The organism is Pseudescherichia vulneris (assembly GCF_902164725.1).
Classification (GTDB): domain Bacteria; phylum Pseudomonadota; class Gammaproteobacteria; order Enterobacterales; family Enterobacteriaceae; genus Pseudescherichia; species Pseudescherichia vulneris.
Genome location: NZ_LR607338.1, coordinates 1081120 through 1098010, shown reverse-complemented (window position 1 = coordinate 1098010; position 16891 = coordinate 1081120). Strand labels below are relative to the sequence as shown.

General features: G+C 57.6%; 17 protein-coding genes and 1 pseudogene. 12 read left to right on the top strand and 6 right to left on the bottom strand.

Translation table 11 applies throughout. From position 1 onward, the window contains the following. The 4 genes and pseudogenes from FN633_RS18465 to FN633_RS04470 all read left to right on the top strand — a co-directional run. Positions 1-326 (top strand): annotated as a pseudogene (locus FN633_RS18465) (O-antigen ligase family protein); the annotation flags it as partial. Further along, positions 323-1333, top strand: a complete 1011-nt coding sequence (locus FN633_RS04480) for a glycosyltransferase family 9 protein (RefSeq protein ID WP_154056884.1) — start codon at positions 323-325, stop codon at positions 1331-1333. The pseudogene FN633_RS18465 and the gene FN633_RS04480, both read left to right, overlap by 4 nt. An 18-nt stretch (positions 1334-1351) precedes the next feature. Then, positions 1352-2458, top strand: coding sequence for a glycosyltransferase family 9 protein (locus FN633_RS04475; protein WP_154056883.1), 1107 nt, complete (start codon positions 1352-1354; stop codon positions 2456-2458). Positions 2459-2488: 30 nt separating this feature from the next. Then, complete coding sequence (locus FN633_RS04470) at positions 2489-3184, top strand: lipopolysaccharide core heptose(II) kinase RfaY (protein ID WP_154056882.1); 696 nt, start codon at positions 2489-2491, stop codon at positions 3182-3184. Between the two features lie 7 nt (positions 3185-3191). Here the strand turns inward: FN633_RS04470 and rfaC are convergent, their stop codons facing one another. From rfaC to rfaD, 3 genes are read right to left on the bottom strand one after another with little or no spacing between them, the layout of a single operon-like run. Then, positions 3192-4145, bottom strand: coding sequence for a lipopolysaccharide heptosyltransferase RfaC (gene rfaC, locus FN633_RS04465; protein WP_154056881.1), 954 nt, complete (start codon positions 4143-4145; stop codon positions 3192-3194). Positions 4146-4148: 3 nt separating this feature from the next. Further along, positions 4149-5195: an ADP-heptose--LPS heptosyltransferase RfaF gene (gene rfaF, locus FN633_RS04460; RefSeq protein WP_154056880.1), complete on the bottom strand. Its 1047-nt coding sequence runs from the start codon at positions 5193-5195 to the stop codon at positions 4149-4151. Between the two features lie 2 nt (positions 5196-5197). Beyond that, on the bottom strand, positions 5198-6130 hold the full coding sequence (gene rfaD / locus FN633_RS04455; protein WP_042393318.1) for an ADP-glyceromanno-heptose 6-epimerase: 933 nt from the start codon (positions 6128-6130) through the stop codon (positions 5198-5200). Positions 6131-6345: 215 nt separating this feature from the next. On the opposite strand from rfaD, the gene kbl reads away from it, so the two are divergent. The 3 genes from kbl to FN633_RS04440 all read left to right on the top strand — a co-directional run bounded on the left by kbl (position 6346) and on the right by FN633_RS04440 (position 9740). Next, positions 6346-7542 carry a glycine C-acetyltransferase gene (kbl, locus tag FN633_RS04450; RefSeq protein ID WP_042393316.1) on the top strand — a complete coding sequence of 399 codons (1197 nt, stop codon included), beginning with the start codon at positions 6346-6348 and terminating at the stop codon, positions 7540-7542. Between the two features lie 9 nt (positions 7543-7551). Next, positions 7552-8577 (top strand): L-threonine 3-dehydrogenase, encoded by a 1026-nt coding sequence (tdh, locus tag FN633_RS04445; RefSeq protein WP_154056879.1) that lies wholly within the window; start codon positions 7552-7554, stop codon positions 8575-8577. Between the two features lie 128 nt (positions 8578-8705). Continuing rightward, positions 8706-9740 carry a glycosyltransferase gene (locus tag FN633_RS04440; RefSeq protein ID WP_154056878.1) on the top strand — a complete coding sequence of 345 codons (1035 nt, stop codon included), beginning with the start codon at positions 8706-8708 and terminating at the stop codon, positions 9738-9740. Here the strand turns inward: FN633_RS04440 and FN633_RS04435 are convergent. The 3 genes from FN633_RS04435 to gpmM are packed head-to-tail and all read right to left on the bottom strand — an operon-like array spanning position 9737 to position 13507. Next, positions 9737-10645 (bottom strand): divergent polysaccharide deacetylase family protein, encoded by a 909-nt coding sequence (locus tag FN633_RS04435; RefSeq protein WP_154058823.1) that lies wholly within the window; start codon positions 10643-10645, stop codon positions 9737-9739. The two genes, FN633_RS04440 and FN633_RS04435, sit on opposite strands and share 4 nt — an antisense overlap. Before the next feature lie 36 nt (positions 10646-10681). Beyond that, the gene (gene envC, locus FN633_RS04430; protein ID WP_154056877.1) at positions 10682-11950 is read right to left on the bottom strand and encodes a murein hydrolase activator EnvC; all 1269 of its coding nucleotides are present in this window, start codon (positions 11948-11950) and stop codon (positions 10682-10684) included. A gap of 9 nt (positions 11951-11959) precedes the next feature. Beyond that, a complete protein-coding gene (gene gpmM / locus FN633_RS04425) occupies positions 11960-13507 on the bottom strand; it encodes a 2,3-bisphosphoglycerate-independent phosphoglycerate mutase (RefSeq protein WP_154056876.1) in 1548 nt (515 codons plus the stop codon). 249 nt (positions 13508-13756) lie between these two features. Between gpmM and FN633_RS04420 the strand changes: the two genes are divergently transcribed. From FN633_RS04420 to cysE, 5 genes are all read left to right on the top strand, one after another. After that, positions 13757-14188: a rhodanese-like domain-containing protein gene (locus tag FN633_RS04420; protein WP_042393305.1), complete on the top strand. Its 432-nt coding sequence runs from the start codon at positions 13757-13759 to the stop codon at positions 14186-14188. A 14-nt stretch (positions 14189-14202) separates the two neighbouring features. Then, entirely contained in the window at positions 14203-14454 is a 252-nt protein-coding gene (gene grxC, locus FN633_RS04415; protein ID WP_042393302.1) for a glutaredoxin 3, read from the top strand. A gap of 32 nt (positions 14455-14486) precedes the next feature. Beyond that, positions 14487-14954: a protein-export chaperone SecB gene (secB, locus tag FN633_RS04410; protein ID WP_042393300.1), complete on the top strand. Its 468-nt coding sequence runs from the start codon at positions 14487-14489 to the stop codon at positions 14952-14954. Further along, on the top strand, positions 14954-15973 hold the full coding sequence (gpsA, locus tag FN633_RS04405; RefSeq protein ID WP_154056875.1) for an NAD(P)H-dependent glycerol-3-phosphate dehydrogenase: 1020 nt from the start codon (positions 14954-14956) through the stop codon (positions 15971-15973). The genes secB and gpsA overlap by 1 nt, the downstream gene beginning before the upstream one ends. A gap of 70 nt (positions 15974-16043) precedes the next feature. Beyond that, a complete protein-coding gene (gene cysE / locus FN633_RS04400; protein ID WP_042393296.1) occupies positions 16044-16862 on the top strand; it encodes a serine O-acetyltransferase in 819 nt (272 codons plus the stop codon). Positions 16863-16891: the final 29 nt, after the last annotated feature.

Here is a 16891-nt window from a genome sequence, read left to right as displayed (position 1 = left end):
AGAAGGCTTACCATGACCCTTCTATTGAGCAGGAAAATAGCCACTACGGCGTGATCGATTTTGCGCTGCAAAACGGCTTTCTTGGTCTGGCCGGCTGGTTATGCTTTGTGATCTCGTTAATTGTGGCTGGCTGGGACGCTTTTTCTAAAAAGCTCGTTATGCCGGGCCTCTTCTTATCCTTAATGGCGGTGAGCTTCCTCTTCCGCTCCAGCGTAGATAACATGCTCCGCGATCACTTCTTAGAGCAGTTCATGGCCTTTACCGGTCTGATGATCGGGCTGATTGTGACCAAAGATAAAAATAGCGTACCAGGGAGATCGTCATGAAGGTATTGATTATCCGTCGCGATAATATTGGCGACCTGATTCTGACTACGCCGCTGATTGCGACCATTGCCCGCGAAACGGGCGCTCAGGTCGATCTGCTGGTCAATACCTACAATAAGCCGGTATTGGATAATAACCCGCACGTCGGCAAGGTGTTTCTCTACAGCAAGCTGCACCACCGCAGTAAAGGAACGTCGGCGTTAAGCGTCCTGTGGCAGCGGTTAAAAACCATTATCGATCTGCGCCGCGCGCGCTATGACGTGGCGATTGTTGCCAAAGAGCGCTGGGACAAACGTCCGCTGCAGTGGGCAAAGCTGTCGGGAGCGAAAAAAATCATCGCTATCGGTAATGACTGCCCACCTGAAGTGACCGATGCGCTGCCGGAATCAACTCAGCACGAGCACCTGGTGAAGCTGCTGGCGCGGCTGGCCGAGCCGCTGGGCATCACCGCCGAGCCGGGCCCGCTGGAGCTGTACGTGCGGCCTGAAGAGACTGCGGCCATCAAGCAGAAGATCCGCCTTCCCGATGACGGGCTGCCGGTCTATGGCTTGCAGATCAGCTCCCGTCGGCCTGAGCAGCGCTGGCCGGTAGAGAACTTTGTCGCCCTGGCACAGCGGCTTGCCACCGAGCAGCCGTGTCATATCCTGCTCTTCTGGTCGCCAGGCAGCGCAGATAACAAACTGCATCCGGGCGATGATGAAAAGGCACGCTATATCATCGATAACTGCCAGGGCGTCTCGTTAATTCCCGTGGTTACGGAAAACATCCGCGAGCTGATGGCGGGTATGTCGCTATGCAATCAAATTGTTACCAGCGACGGCGGCGCGCTGCATATTGCCGCAGGGGTGCATAAACCGATTGTTGCCCTGTTTGGTAATAAAGCGGCCTGGCTCTGGACGCCGTGGGCCGTACCGCATGAACTGCTACAGGGTGAGGGCTATGATGTCCGCAACATCCCGGTTGATGAGGTGTATAATGCCTTCATTCGTCTGCAGGAACAGCGTTAATAAGACAGGTTTCACTGAATGATTCGAGCACTGAGAAAGAAGATACAGCTAATTCTGGTTAACCTGTTTTTGCGGCTGTATACGGGGAAGAACGGCCTGGCCTCTACCCAGGCGGAATTCGCCCAGGAAGATAAGCGCAATATCAAAAATATTGTTATCTACTCCTCGACGGCGCTGGGTGATTTCATGATGAACTCTCCGGCGATCCACGCCATTCGCCGGGAGTACCCTGACGCGCATATTACCCTTATCTGCCATAAAAAAATGGTGCAGTTTCTTTCGGCGGGTAAAGATTGGGATAGCCTGATCGCCTGGGATAACAAGCTGACCACGGTCTCCGCGCTGGTAGAAAGCATCAAACAGCAGGGCCGACCTGACGCGGCAATTATTCTCCACTCCCATACGCCGTATGATTTTCTTAGCGCCCTCCGCGCCGGGGCAAAATATGTCTTTATCGATAACGATAAGCAGACTATTCCCCTGGTCAGCAAATGGGCCACCAGCCGCCTGAAGAATTTCGTGGGTCATACCATTCAGCGCAAGCTGGAGCTGATTGCTCCCTTCCTCAGCCATGAACCTTCCCGGGCCATGCGCCTGCCCGCAGAGGTTGTGGTAGATGAAGCGACCCGCGATCCGGCAGTGAAGTACGTTGGTTTCCAGATGGGGGCGTCGAGCCTGCGTAAATGCTGGTCAACAGAGAATTTTGCCCGCCTCGCGACCCAGCTGATTAACGACTATGACGCGGTAAAGATTGTATTGATTGGCGCGCCGAACGAAGTCGCGCTGCAGGATAAGTTCCTGCAGCAGCTTGATGCCCGCTATCACGATCGCGTTCTGCCGCTGATTGGCAAAACCACTATTCCCGGCCTGCTGCAGGAGATCAAGAAGATGAGCCTGCTGGTGACGTCCGATACCGGCCCTCTGCACCTGGCCGTGGCGATGCAGATCCCGACCGTCAGCATGTTCGTGGTGACCTCGCCTATGCTCTATGGCCCCTACCAGGATCCAGAGCTACACTCGGTTATCTATAAAGCCTTTACCACATTAGATGAACAACATTACGCCTCCGCATTGGATAAAATCAGCCTTAGCGAAGTGTATGCGCGGGTGAAAACGTTTCTCTAGCTTTTGCCCGCCGGTACAAGGAAAACAATAATGAGCGTGGCATTTAGCCGTAAGCAGGGTTTTGAGATCTATCAGCGCGTCAACGATGATGATCTCACCGCCCTGCTTACGCAGTATAAAAATAACCAAATTCCGGTACGCAAACTGGCCAGCGGCAACGCTGACCGGTCAGTGGCGATTATTGCCTCTGAGAAGCGTAAATACATTCTGAAAGAGGATCGCGAGCGGGATAAGCGCCTTGAGAAGAAGATCGCCAACTTTATATTTGGCCCGTTCCAGTCGCGCCTGATTAGGCTCATGGACCGCGCCGTTAACGAAGGCTGCCACGTTTTTCAGGAGCTCTACTTCGTTGCCGAAAAGAACCGTTTTCGCACCACGCAGGATGTCTACGCGCTCTATGAATATATTGAAGGGACGCCGCTCACCGAGGTAGATAACCCTGAGCAGTATATTCCGCAAATCGTCGACTGCGTGCTGGCCCTGCATCGGCACGGGCTGGCCTCAAACGATATTCACTATGGCAACTTTATCCTGACGCCTGATGGCACTCTCCGCATTATTGATATCTCCTGCAAGGAGAGCGTGAAGGTGTGCCAGGCAAACGATCTGCTGGCCCTGCGCAGGAAATTCGGCGTGGACATTCAAAGCAACAGCCGGGTGTATAAAATCATCCGTGCTAAAGAGGCGCTGCGGCGGAAAATTCGCGCCCTCAAGCATAAAAAATAACGCCCTGTCAGGGCGTTATCGTTTTAAACACGGTCTCTGCGGTGAGCTGCTGCAGATCGCCATGTGGCGAACGCACCGCCAGCTGATTCTTGCCGTAGCCGCCAATCAGCCCCGGATCGGTCGGACCGTAGAGCGTAAAGTTGGGCCGGTCGAGGGCAGCAGCCATATGGCTCAGTCCGGTATCCACCGACACCACCAGCTTTGCACCCGCCAGCTCACGAGCCACTTTCTCCAGGCTCAGGCGCGGTAGTACTTCTACGTAATCAAACCCTTCTGCCAGCCGTCTGGCACGCGCTTCTTCATGAGGTGCTCCCCACGGAAGCTTAATCTTTAACCCCGAGGTCGCCATCAGCGCCAGCAGATCCCGCCAGCGGGTTTCCGGCCAGTGCTTATCATCCCGCGTGGTTGCATGCAGAAACACGGCGTAGGGCGCGTCCACTGCACTCTCTGCGACAAAATGCTGGGCAATGGCGTAGTCGCCCTGGGTCTGCGGCTTGCTGTAGCCCAGGCTTTTCGCAAACAGCTCCCGGGTGCGCTCCACGGCATGCTGCTGTTTAGCAATGTGGTGACGACGACTGTAGAACAGGCTGGCCAGCGGCTCGCGGGCGCTTTGCCAGTCCATGCCGTGCTTCAGGCCGTGCGCCAGTCGGGTAACCAGCGCCGCGCTTTTCACCAGCCCCTGGGCATCGATAATGGCGTCATAGTGCACCGCCCGCAGGGCTTCGCGAAACGCCCGGCGCTCTGCTTTCACCGGATCGGAGAACCAGGCTTTACGCCAGCGGCGCAGGGCCACCGGGATGACGCGATCCACCGCCTCGTGCCAGGAGGGGATCTGCGCAAAGCCCTCCTCCACAACCCAGTCAAAGCGGATCCCGGCAATCGCCTGCATGGCGTCCGTCAGGGCGGGCAGGGTGTGCAGCACGTCACCCATCGACGAGGTTTTAACAATCAGTACCCGCATCCGTTAGCCTTCTTCATCCAGCAGCAGGGCGTTGAGCGTCTCCAGCACCTGCTCAGGCTGAATATCGATCAGGCTTTGATGGTAGCCCTCTGCGGCATCGCCTTTGCGCACTTTGTGATAGCCGGTGATAAGACGGATCACCCGCGCCTTATGCGACAGCGGCGGGGTAAAGTCCGGGCTGCTGGGGCCGTACAGCGCCACCAGCGGGCGGTTAAGCGCGGCGGCAACGTGCATCAGGCCGGAGTCGTTGGTAACTACCGCCCGGCAGGCCGCCAGTAAAATTACTGCCTGCTCAAGCTGGGTCTCACCGGCCAGGTTACGGCACCATGCCTGCTGCTCCAGGCTCAGCATGGTCAGAATTTCGTTCCCGGCCTCGTGATCCTTCGCGGAACCAAACAGCACCACCTGGTAGCCTTCGTCGATCAGCTGCTTCGCCAGCTCGGCGTAGTGGTAGTGCGGCCAGCGCTTTGCCGGGCCAAACTCCGCGCCGGGACAGAAGCCGATGATGGCGCGATCGGTCAAGATGCCGAAGGTGTTACAGATGCGGCGCTGCTCGCTCTCTTCCACCTGCAGCTGCGGCCAGAGCAGCGGCTGAGGCAGATCTTTTGCCGAGTCCATCACACCTTTATCGTAGGCCAGCGCCACGTAGCGCTCGACCATCAGCGGCCAGGCCTGCTTATCGAGTACACGAGCGTCATTAAGCACGCCGTAACGCATCTCACCGCGCCAGCCGGTGCGCACGGGGATATTGGCAAAGAAAGGCACTAAGGCAGATTTATAAGAGTTGGGCAGCACGTAAGCGCGATCGTAGCGACGCTCGCGCAGGCTCACGCCAAGACGGCGACGCGCGCCAAGCTCCAGCGCCCCATGCCCAAGCGGCATAGGGATCGCTTCATTCACTTCCGGCATCCGCGACAGCAGCGGACGACACCATGCAGGGGCCATCACGTCGATTGTCGCCTGGGGATAGCGCGCCTTGAGCGTGCGATAGAGACTTTGCGACATCATCATGTCGCCCACCCAGGATGGACCCACTACAAGTATCTTCATTGTTATGCGTCGCGGTTCAGCCAGGCCATATATTCCGCTACGCCTTCGGCAACGGTTTTAAACGGCTTGTCGTAGCCTGCCGCACGCAGATTGGTCAGATCCGCCTGGGTGAACGCCTGGTAGCGGCCTTTCAGCTTCTCCGGGAACGGGATGTACTCGATCTCGCCCTTCTTGTGGAACGCCAGCGCAGCGTCCGCCACGGCCTGGAAGGATTCTGCACGGCCGGTGCCGAGGTTGTAGATACCGGAGACGCGGTTTTCCCAGAACCAGAGGTTTACCGCCGCCACATCGCCCACGTAGACGAAGTCACGTTTGAAGCCATCGCTGCCTTCAAACAGCTTCGGCGTTTCACCGTTGTTCAGCTGGGTGTTGAGGTGGAAAGCAACGCTGGCCATGCTGCCTTTATGGCCTTCACGCGGACCGTAGACGTTAAAGTAGCGGAAGCCGACGATCGGCGAGTTCGCTTCCGGCAGGATCTGGCGCACGTACTCATCGAACAGGAACTTGGAGTAGCCGTAGACGTTCAGCGGCTGCTCGTACTCGCGGGATTCGATAAAGTCGCTGGTGCGTCCGCCGTAGGTGGCCGCAGAGGAGGCGTACAGGAACGGAATATCGCGCTCCAGGCAGTAGTGCAGCAGCTCTTTAGAGTACTGATAGTTGTTATCCATCATGTACTTGCCGTCCCACTCGGTGGTAGAGGAGCATGCGCCTTCGTGGAAGATGGCTTCGATGTCGCCGAACTCTTCGCCTGCCATAATCTGGATGAGGAAATCCTCTTTATCCATGTAGTCGGCGATGTTCAGATCGGCCAGATTAACGAATTTGGTGCCATCTTTCAGGTTATCGACCACCAGAATGTCAGTGATGCCTTTGTCATTGAGCGCTTTGACAATGTTGCTGCCGATAAAGCCTGCGCCGCCGGTAACGATAATCATAACTGTAACCTTTAAATGTGGATACGCTGAGACAATCTCAGGCATGAATACCTTTATCATACCATCACATTGCCGACCCTTCAGCCCTTCGCCGCGATCCCAGCGGGCCGTACGTGATTTGTGCTGCAAAAACGATAACCGGTGCGGCATCATCTCGTATCAGCGTAAGGCTTTCGGTAAGATGTGCTGAAATTTGCCCAGTCTGGAGAATTGCAATGCGTGGGGATTTTTACCAACGGTTGAACAGCGACCTTGAAACCGCCCGGGCGGAAGGGTTGTTTAAAGAAGAACGCATTATCACCTCGGCCCAGCAGGCCGATATCACCGTTGCCGACGGCAGCCAGGTGATCAACTTCTGCGCCAACAACTACCTCGGTCTGGCGAACCATCCGGATCTCATTAGCGCGGCGAAGGCCGGAATGGACAGCCACGGCTTCGGCATGGCTTCCGTGCGTTTCATCTGCGGCACCCAGGACACGCATAAAGTCCTTGAGCAGAAGCTGGCCGGGTTCCTCGGCATGGAAGACGCTATTCTCTACTCCTCCTGCTTCGACGCCAACGGCGGCCTGTTCGAAACGCTGCTGGGGGCGGAGGACGCGATTATCTCCGACGCCCTGAACCACGCTTCCATCATTGATGGGGTACGCCTCTGCAAAGCCAAACGCTATCGCTACGCCAATAACGATATGCAGGAGCTGGAGGCGCGTCTGCAGGAGGCACGCGACGCGGGCGCGCGTCAGGTGCTGATCGCCACCGACGGCGTCTTTTCAATGGACGGCGTGATCGCCAACCTGAAGGGCGTCTGCGATCTGGCGGATAAGTATGAGGCGCTGGTGATGGTCGACGACTCCCACGCGGTGGGCTTTGTTGGCGCGAACGGGCGCGGCACCCACGAATACTGCGAGGTGATGGGCCGGGTGGATATCCTCACCGGCACGCTGGGCAAGGCGCTTGGCGGCGCATCCGGCGGCTACACGGCGGCGCGTAAAGAGGTGGTGGAGTGGCTGCGTCAGCGCTCGCGCCCCTATCTCTTCTCTAACTCGCTGGCACCGGCGATCGTTAGCGCCTCCATCAAAGTTCTGGAGATGCTGGAGTCCGGCGCGGCGCTGCGGGAAAAACTGTGGGCCAATGCCAGCCTGTTCCGCGAGAAAATGAGCGCGGCGGGCTTTACCCTGGCCGGAGCCGATCACGCCATTATTCCGGTGATGCTGGGCGATGCGGTAGTCGCGCAGAACTTTGCCCGCGAGCTGCAGAAAGAGGGGATCTACGTGACCGGCTTCTTCTTCCCGGTAGTGCCGAAAGGCCAGGCGCGCATTCGCACCCAGATGTCGGCGGCCCACTCCCCTGAACAGATTGAGCGTGCGGTGGAGGCCTTCACCCGCATTGGTAAACAACTTGGCGTGATTGCCTGAGGACGAAAGATGAAAGCGTTATCCAAGCTGAAACCACAGGAAGGGATCTGGATGACCGACGTGCCAGAGCCAGAGGTGGGCCATAACGATCTGCTGATCAAGATCCGCAAAAGCGCGATCTGCGGCACGGACGTGCACATCTATAACTGGGACGAGTGGTCACAAAAAACCATTCCGGTACCGATGGTCGTCGGCCATGAGTACGTTGGCGAAGTGGTGGGGATTGGCCAGGAGGTCAAAGGCTTTAAGATCGGCGACCGCGTCTCTGGCGAAGGCCACATTACCTGCGGGCACTGCCGTAACTGCCGCGGTGGCCGTACCCATCTCTGCCGTAACACCGTTGGCGTTGGCGTTAACCGCCCTGGCTCTTTTGCCGAGTACCTGGTTATTCCGGCCTTCAATGCCTTTAAAATTCCAGACAACATCTCTGACGAGCTGGCAGCGATTTTCGACCCATTCGGCAACGCCGTACACACTGCGCTCTCTTTCGATCTGGTGGGTGAAGACGTGCTGGTCTCTGGCGCGGGTCCTATTGGTATCATGGCGGCGGCGGTGGCGAAGCACGTTGGCGCACGCCACGTGGTGATCACCGATGTTAACGAGTACCGTTTGGATCTGGCGCGCAAAATGGGCGTGACCCGAGCGGTTAACGTGGCGACCGAGAGCCTGGATGAGGTGATGGCCGAGCTGGGCATGACCGAAGGGTTTGACGTGGGTCTTGAGATGTCAGGCGCACCGCCGGCGTTTCGTACCATGCTCGATACCATGAACCACGGCGGCCGCATTGCGCTGCTGGGCATTCCGCCGTCGGAGATGTCTATCGACTGGAACAAGGTCATCTTCAAGGGACTGTTTATCAAAGGCATCTATGGCCGTGAGATGTTTGAAACCTGGTATAAGATGGCGGCGCTGATCCAGTCCGGGCTGGATCTTACACCGCTCATCACCCACCGTTTCGGCATCGATGAGTTCCAGCAGGGCTTTGACGCCATGCGCTCTGGCCAGTCCGGGAAAGTGATCCTGAGCTGGAACTGATCCTCGCCAGCATCCACAGAAGCCAGGCCCAAAAAGCCTGGCTTCTCTTATTTGTGCAGCTTTTAACCTAATCTTAATAATCGGCTGGTAAAAGGGAGGGATATTCTAAGAGATGGAATGATTATCCCATGACAACCCCTACAAAAACGCTGAGCGTCATCATCCCGCTGTACAACGCCGGTAACGATTTCAAAGCCTGCATGGAGTCGTTGATCGCCCAGACGTGGACCGATCTGGAGATCATCATTGTTAACGACGGCTCAACGGATAACTCCGTTGAGATCGCTAAGTTTTACGCCGACGCGTACCCCCACATTCGGCTGCTGCATCAGGCAAACTCCGGCGTCTCCGTCGCCCGCAACCGCGCGCTGGACGTAGCAACCGGAGACTACATCGCCTTTGTCGACGCCGACGACGAGGTCTATCCCACCATGTACGAAAAGCTGATGGCGATGGCGATGGAGGACGACCTCGATGTCGCCCAGTGCAACGCCGACTGGAGCTCGCGGGCTACCGGCAAGGTATGGCAATCCATTCCCACCAGCCGCCTGCGCTCGACGGGCGTACTCACCGGGCCGGATTGGCTGCGGATGGGGCTGAGGTCACGCCGCTGGACGCACGTGCTGTGGATGGGGGTCTATCGCCATGACCTGATCAAACAGCACCGGATCCGCTTTGTACCGGGCCTGCATCATCAGGATATTATCTGGAGCACCGAGTTCATGTTTAATACCCGGCGCGTCAGGTACACCGAAGAGTCGCTGTACAGATATTATCAGCACGATAACTCCGTCAGCCATATGAAGCGGCAGGGGGAGAAGAACCTCGCCTATCAGCGGCACTACATCAAGATCACCCGCCTGCTGGAGAAACTAAACAGCGACTATGCGGGACGTATCCCTATCTATCCTGAGTTCCGCCAGCAGATTACCTATGAGGCGCTGCGCGTGTTTCATGCCCTGCGTAAAGAGCCGGATACCCTGACCCAGCAACGCATGATTGCCGAGGTGTTCACTTCAGGGATGTACCGCCGGATGCTGACCAACGTGCGCAGCGTTAAGATGGCCTACCAGGCGCTGCTCTGGTCGCTGCGGCTCTACAAGTGGCGCGATAAATCGCTGTCGCACCACCGTATCGCCCGTCGAGCGCTGAACCTGAGTTAACGCTTTCCCCAGCCCTGCCACTGCTGCTGGAACCATGCCGTGACCGAGCTCTGGCTAATACTTTCTCCCAGCACGGTAAAGAAGTGGCTGGCGTAAACCGGCTGCAGAGGCTGCTTTGGTTTACACAGCTTCACGCCGTGGAACGGATTGCGCGGCGCGTTGGGTTGATCGTTGCCAGCAGGCGGCGTCAGGTTTGGTCTTGAGGTATCGACCTGCGGCTCGTTAAGCAGGCTGCTCGGCCGCACCAGGGTGATATCCCCCGGCAGGCTGTAGATCATCTGCTGCAACACACGCACGGTAGACGGATGGGGATGGCCAATGGCGATCGCCGAGCCGTTGCGACGGGCCAGATCTACCGCCCGGTTGAACTGGCGGCGGATATCCCCTTCGTTCTGCGTATCGTCAAGAAATACCCGACGCTTGATCACCTTTACGCCCGTCCCGGCGGCGGCGCGCATCGCCTGGCTGTTGCCAATCGTCATGCTGTCGAGGAAGTAGAGGTTGTAGCGCTCAAGGGCTTGCATCACTTTCTGCATGCCAAACAGGCTTGAGGTCATGGCGCTGCCCATATGGTTATTCAGGCCGACGGCGTAGGGCACTTTGCCATAGGCGTCGCGAATGATGCGCTCGATCTCGTCGCTGCTCATCTCCGGGCGCAGGGTATCTTTTTCCAGCGGCTGCTTGCTCAGCGGGGCCATCGGCAGGTGGATCAGCACCTCATGGCCGCTGTTGTGCGCTTTAGTGGCCATCTCATGGGCGTGAGGGGCGTTAGGCAGCACGGCAACGGAAACTTCAGCGGGCATCGCCAGCACCTGGTTTTCCGTATGCGGGCGATAGCCGAAATCATCGATAACAATGGAGAGCTTGCCGGCGTGCGCCGGAACAATGAACGGCAGAAGCGTCATAATCGCGAAAAACAGACGACGAAGCTGAAGCAAAACTTATCTTCCCAACCACGGTTGTGGATTAACCGCCTGACCCTGACGACGAATTTCAAAATAGAGTGACGGACGGCCCTGACCGCCACTGCTGCCCACGAGGGCAATGGGTTGACCGGCGCGAACCTGGGTTCCAACGCTGACCAGTGCGCTCTGATTATAGCCGTAAAGACTCATATCACCTTTCCCGTGCTCAACCACAACCACCAGACCGTAGCCCTGCAGCCAGTCGGCGAGGATCACCCGTCCGTCGGCGATGGCTTTCACCTCGCTGCCTTCGGACGCACCGATCACAATCCCTTTCCACCGTAGCTCACCCTGCAGCTGTTCGCCATAGCGATGGAGCAGGGTGCCGCGAACTGGCCAGTAAGCCTGCCCACGCGGCGAGCCTAATCCGCCAGTGCGTGACATCAGGGAACGCTCGTTCTCGGTGGGTTTATAGGTGGTGCCTTTACGGGAGGCTTCCTGCTGGCGATCGCGTACCGCATCGGCCTCGCGCGCCTCGCGCTCTGCCCGCGCTTTTGCCGCAGCTTCGGCCCGGGCAAGGCTGTTGCGCAGACGGGATTCGTTAGCACGCAGCTCGCTCAGCTGCTGCTGGCCCGCCTGGATAGAACTTTCCAGACTGGTAAGGGTCTTTTTACGCTCGTTGCGCGCCTGCTCCAGCTTCGCCTGCTGGGCCTGCTGTTCATAGAGCAGCGTCTGCTGCTGGCTCTGCTTCTCTTCCAGCTCGGCGCGCTGGGCAGCGACCTCTTCACGGGTCTGCTTGAGCTGGGCGATGGTCTCCTGGCGAGCCTGGTTCAGGTAGCCATAGTAGGCCTGCATGCGCTCGCCGCGGGCGGTCTCTTCGCTGTTGAAGATATACTGCACGCCGGAGTGCTCGCCCTGGCGAAAGGCGGCGTCGAGCTGGGCCGCCAGGTTGCGCTCCTGGCTGGCTTTCTGCTGCTCAAGCCTGGCAATCGACGCATTCATGGCGTCAATCTGCTTATTGAGTTCATTGAGGGTGCTTTGGGTTTCTCGCAGCTTGCGGGCGGCGGCGGAGATCGCCTCTTCCTGAGCCTTAAGCTGGGCCAGAAGCGTAGCGCGCTGCTGCTGCTGTTGCCGTACCGCTCGCTCTTTGCTGGCGATGTCGGCCTGAATCGATTTTAGCTGGTCGCGATCGTCCGCATGGGCAGGAAAAACGCACAGCAAAACGCCAGCGCTGAGCGCGCTGGCACAGAACAATGGCCGGACAGTGCCGGCCCATGTAATTGAAAAAATCGCCTTTCCCCTCATGGGGAGCGATTATTCCACGATGAACAGCGGCTTGCCAGTCATCTCTTGCGGGATTTCCATGCCCATCAGGCTCAGCATGGTCGGCGCGATGTCTGAAAGTTTACCGCCGTTAACTGCTTTAACCGATTTACCACCCACGTAGATCAGCGGAACCGGCAGGTTAGTATGGGCAGTATGGGCCTGGCCGGTAGCCGGGTCGCGCATCTGCTCGGCATTGCCGTGATCCGCGGTAATCAACAGCTGGCCGCCTGCGGACTCTACCGCGTCGGCTACCTCGGCAATGCATTTGTCCAGCGTTTCGACGGCGGCAATGGCAGCCTCAAACACGCCGGTATGGCCGACCATATCGCCGTTCGGGTAGTTACAGATGATGGTGTCGTACTTGCCGCTCTTGATAGCGGCGACCAATTTTTCAGTTAATTCTGCAGAGCTCATCTCCGGCTGCAGATCGTAGGTCGCCACTTTCGGGGAGTTGATCAGGATACGATCTTCGCCGCTGAACGGCTCTTCTACGCCGCCGTTGAAGAAGAAGGTGACGTGCGCGTACTTTTCCGTTTCGGAGATGCGCAGCTGAGTTTTGTCGTTCTTCGCCATCCACTCACCAAAGGTGTTAGCCAGCGAGGCGGGCGGGTAGGCGCAGGTCGCTTTGATGTCGGCAGCATACTCGGTCAGCATCACGAACTCGCCCAGCTTGATGGTTTTTTTGCGGGCGAAGCCATCGAAATCGGCGTTGACGAAGGCGCGGGTAATTTCACGGGCGCGGTCGGCACGGAAGTTCATGAAGATCAGCGCGTCGCCATCCTGCATAGCCGAGTCGGCCTGGCCTGCGGCACGGATCACCGTCGCCTTCACGAATTCGTCGTTCTCGTCGCGCGCGTAGGCGGCCTGAAGACCCGCCACGGCGGTGTCGGCCTGATATTCACCCTTCGCCTGGGTCATCAGGTCATAGGCTTGCTCAACGCGATCCCAGCGGTTGTCGCGATCCATGGCGTAGTAACGACCAATAATCGTCGCGACGCGGCCTTTGCCCAGCTCGGCAAACTTCTCTTCAAAGCGTTTGAGGGAGGACTCTGCGCTACGCGGCGGCGTATCGCGCCCGTCGAGAAACGCATGCAGATAGATCTTCTCCGCACCGCGTGCCGCAGCCAGCTCTACCATCGCCAGAATATGATCTTCATGGCTGTGCACGCCGCCTGCCGAGAGCAAGCCCATAATGTGCACGGCTTTACCCTGTGTGACGGCGTTATCCACCGCGCCCGCCAGCGCCGGGTTGCTGAAGAAGGTGCGCTCTTTGATCTCTACGTCCAGACGGGTGAGATCCTGATAAACAATGCGGCCCGCACCCAGGTTGACGTGACCCACTTCGGAGTTACCCATCTGGCGGTCCGGCAGGCCTACTTCGAGACCGGAAGCGTCAACCAGCGTATGTGGACGTTTGGCCCACAGCGCATCCATCACCGGCGTTTTGGCGTTGAAAATGGCGTTATCCTGCTGATCTTCGCGGTAGCCGTAGCCATCCAGAATCACCAGTACCATAGGTTTTTTAGTAACCGACATTGCGACAACCCTCAAGCTTATAAGACGAAAAATTTGCCTGATTTTACTACGACTGAATCGATTAAATAGCCGCAGAAGATCAAAGAAAAGGGTGGTGAAAGCGGTGGGTTGGGCCGCTTATCGCGCTTTTTTCCGTGACGGTACGCAGAAAATGCATTCCTTATTGCTCGCTGGCTGTATTTGCCACACTGCACAGGTATACTCCTTTCCTGGTTTTTTTATTCACTGAGTCGGGAGCTGTTACCCCCCATGCAAGAAATTATGCAATTTGTTAGCCGTCACCCCATCCTCTGTATCGCGTGGGTTGTATTACTGGGGGCGGTGCTGTTCACCACCTTCAAAGGCCTTACCTCCAAAGTAAAAGTGATCACCCGTGGTGAAGCGACGCGTCTGATTAACAAAGAAGAGGCCGTGGTTGTCGATCTGCGTCAGCGTGATGATTTCCGCAAAGGGCACATCGCCGGCGCGGTGAATTTGCTGCCAGCCGAAATTAAAGCCAATAATGTAGGTGAGCTTGATAAACACAAAAGCAAACCCATTATTGTTGTAGATGGTTCTGGCATGCAGGCGCAGGAGCCTGCCAGCGCGCTGGTCAACGCGGGCTTCACACAGGTTTATGTGCTGAAGGACGGCGTGGCAGGCTGGAGCGGCGAAAACCTACCGCTGGTTCGCGGTAAATAATCTGGAGAAGCGTTATGGCCAACATTGAAATCTATACCAAAGCAACCTGCCCGTTCTGCCACCGTGCAAAGGCGTTGCTGGACAGCAAAGGCGTGACCTACGCGGAGCTGCCGATTGACGGCGATGCCGTGAAGCGCGAAGAGATGATTCAACGTAGTGGCCGTACGACCGTGCCGCAGATTTTTATTGATGCACAGCACATTGGCGGCTGTGACGACTTGTATGCGCTGGATGCGCGTGGTGGACTCGATCCCCTGTTGCGCTAAGGCGTTTGAGTATATTACTAAGGGTTTTTCTCATGTCAGAACAAAATAACACCGAAATGTCTTTCCAGATCCAGCGTATCTACACCAAGGATGTCTCTTTTGAAGCGCCGAATGCGCCTCATGTATTCCAGAAAGACTGGCAGCCAGAAGTTAAACTGGATCTGGATACCGCATCCAGCCAGCTGGCTGATGACGTATACGAAGTGGTCTTGCGTGTGACCGTGACCGCAAGCCTGGGCGAAGAGACCGCGTTCCTGTGTGAAGTTCAGCAGGCAGGTATCTTCTCCGTTGGTGGTATCGAAGGTAACCAGATGGCGCACTGCCTGGGCGCGTACTGCCCAAACATTCTGTTCCCGTACGCTCGCGAGTGCATCACTAGCCTGGTTTCTCGTGGTACCTTCCCGCAGCTGAACCTTGCGCCGGTCAACTTTGATGCGCTGTTCATGAACTATTTGCAGCAGCAGGCTGGTGAAGGTACTGAAGAACATCAGGATGCCTGATGAGTACACCTAATGCTCATATGACTGTGATCGGTGCCGGCTCTTACGGCACCGCTCTTGCCATTACGCTGGCAAGAAACGGCCACCAGGTTGTTCTCTGGGGGCACGATCCAAAACATATCGCGACCCTGCAGCACGATCGCTGCAATGCCGCGTTCCTTCCCGATGTGCCTTTTCCCGACACGCTGCACCTTGAGAGCGATTTAGCGACCGCAGTACAGGCCAGCCGCAATATTCTGGTGGTGGTGCCAAGCCACGTGTTTGGCGATGTGCTGCGGCAGATTAAGCCGCTGATGCGTGACGATGCGCGTATCGTCTGGGCAACCAAAGGTCTGGAAGCCGAGACGGGCCGCCTGCTGCAGGACGTGGCGCGTGAGGCGCTGGGCGACACCATTCCGCTGGCGGTGATCTCCGGGCCAACCTTCGCCAAAGAGCTGGCGGCGGGTCTGCCGACGGCCATCGCGCTGGCCTCGACGGATAGCGCCTTTGCTGAAGATCTCCAGCAGCTGCTGCACTGCGGCAAAAGCTTCCGCGTCTATAGCAACCCGGACTTTATCGGCGTGCAGCTGGGCGGGGCGGTGAAAAACGTCATCGCCATTGGCGCAGGGATGTCGGACGGCATCGGCTTTGGGGCTAACGCCCGTACCGCGCTCATTACCCGTGGGCTGGCAGAGATGTCACGCCTCGGCGCTGCGCTGGGTGCCGTGCCTGAAACCTTCATGGGGATGGCAGGGTTAGGCGATCTGGTGCTGACCTGTACCGATAACCAATCCCGCAACCGTCGCTTCGGCATGATGCTCGGCCAGGGTATGGACGTGCAGCAGGCTCAGACGCAGATCGGCCAGGTAGTAGAAGGCTACCGCAATACGAAAGAGGTCCGCGAGTTGGCACACCGCTTTGGTGTCGAAATGCCGATTACCGAGGAGATATTTCAAGTATTGTATTGCGGTAAAAATGCGCGCGAGGCAGCATTGACCCTGTTAGGGCGCACGCGCAAGGACGAGCGTAGCAGTCAGTAAAGTCAAATCATCTAAATGGACACGGCCAACGTAGATTGGCCGGTCTCTTTTATTACGTCTGGAGTATGCAATGCCGTGTGAAGAGCTGGATCTGGTCTGGAATAATATTAAAGCCGAAGCCCGGGCGCTGGCGGACTGTGAGCCCATGCTGGCCAGTTTCTATCACGCAACGTTACTCAAGCATGAAAATCTCGGCAGCGCGCTGAGCTATATGCTGGCCAACAAGCTGGCGTCGCCCATTATGCCCGCCATCGCTATCCGTGAAGTGGTCGAGGAGGCCTACGCCGCCGATCCAGAGATGATCGCCTCTGCCGCCTGCGATATTCAGGCGGTGCGCACCCGTGACCCGGCGGTAGATAAATACTCCACGCCGCTGCTCTACCTGAAAGGTTTTCATGCGCTGCAGGCCTACCGCATCGGGCACTGGCTATGGGCAGAGGGCCGCCGCGCACTGGCTATCTTCCTGCAAAACCAGGTTTCAGTCTCGTTCCAGGTGGATATTCACCCGGCAGCGCGGATTGGTCGCGGCATCATGCTCGACCATGCCACCGGTATTGTGGTGGGTGAGACGGCGGTGATTGAAAACGACGTCTCGATTCTGCAATCCGTCACCCTCGGCGGGACCGGCAAAACCAGCGGCGATCGCCATCCGAAAATCCGTGAAGGGGTGATGATTGGCGCGGGAGCAAAAATCCTCGGCAATATCGAAGTCGGACGTGGCGCGAAGATTGGCGCAGGTTCAGTGGTATTGCAGCCCGTGCCGCCCCATACCACCGCCGCAGGCGTTCCGGCACGCATTGTCGGTAAACCCGAGTCGGACAAGCCCGCAATGGATATGGACCAGCACTTCGCTGCCCACCACGGGTTTGAGTACGGCGACGGGATTTAACAGATTGCCCGGTGGCGCTGCGCTTACCG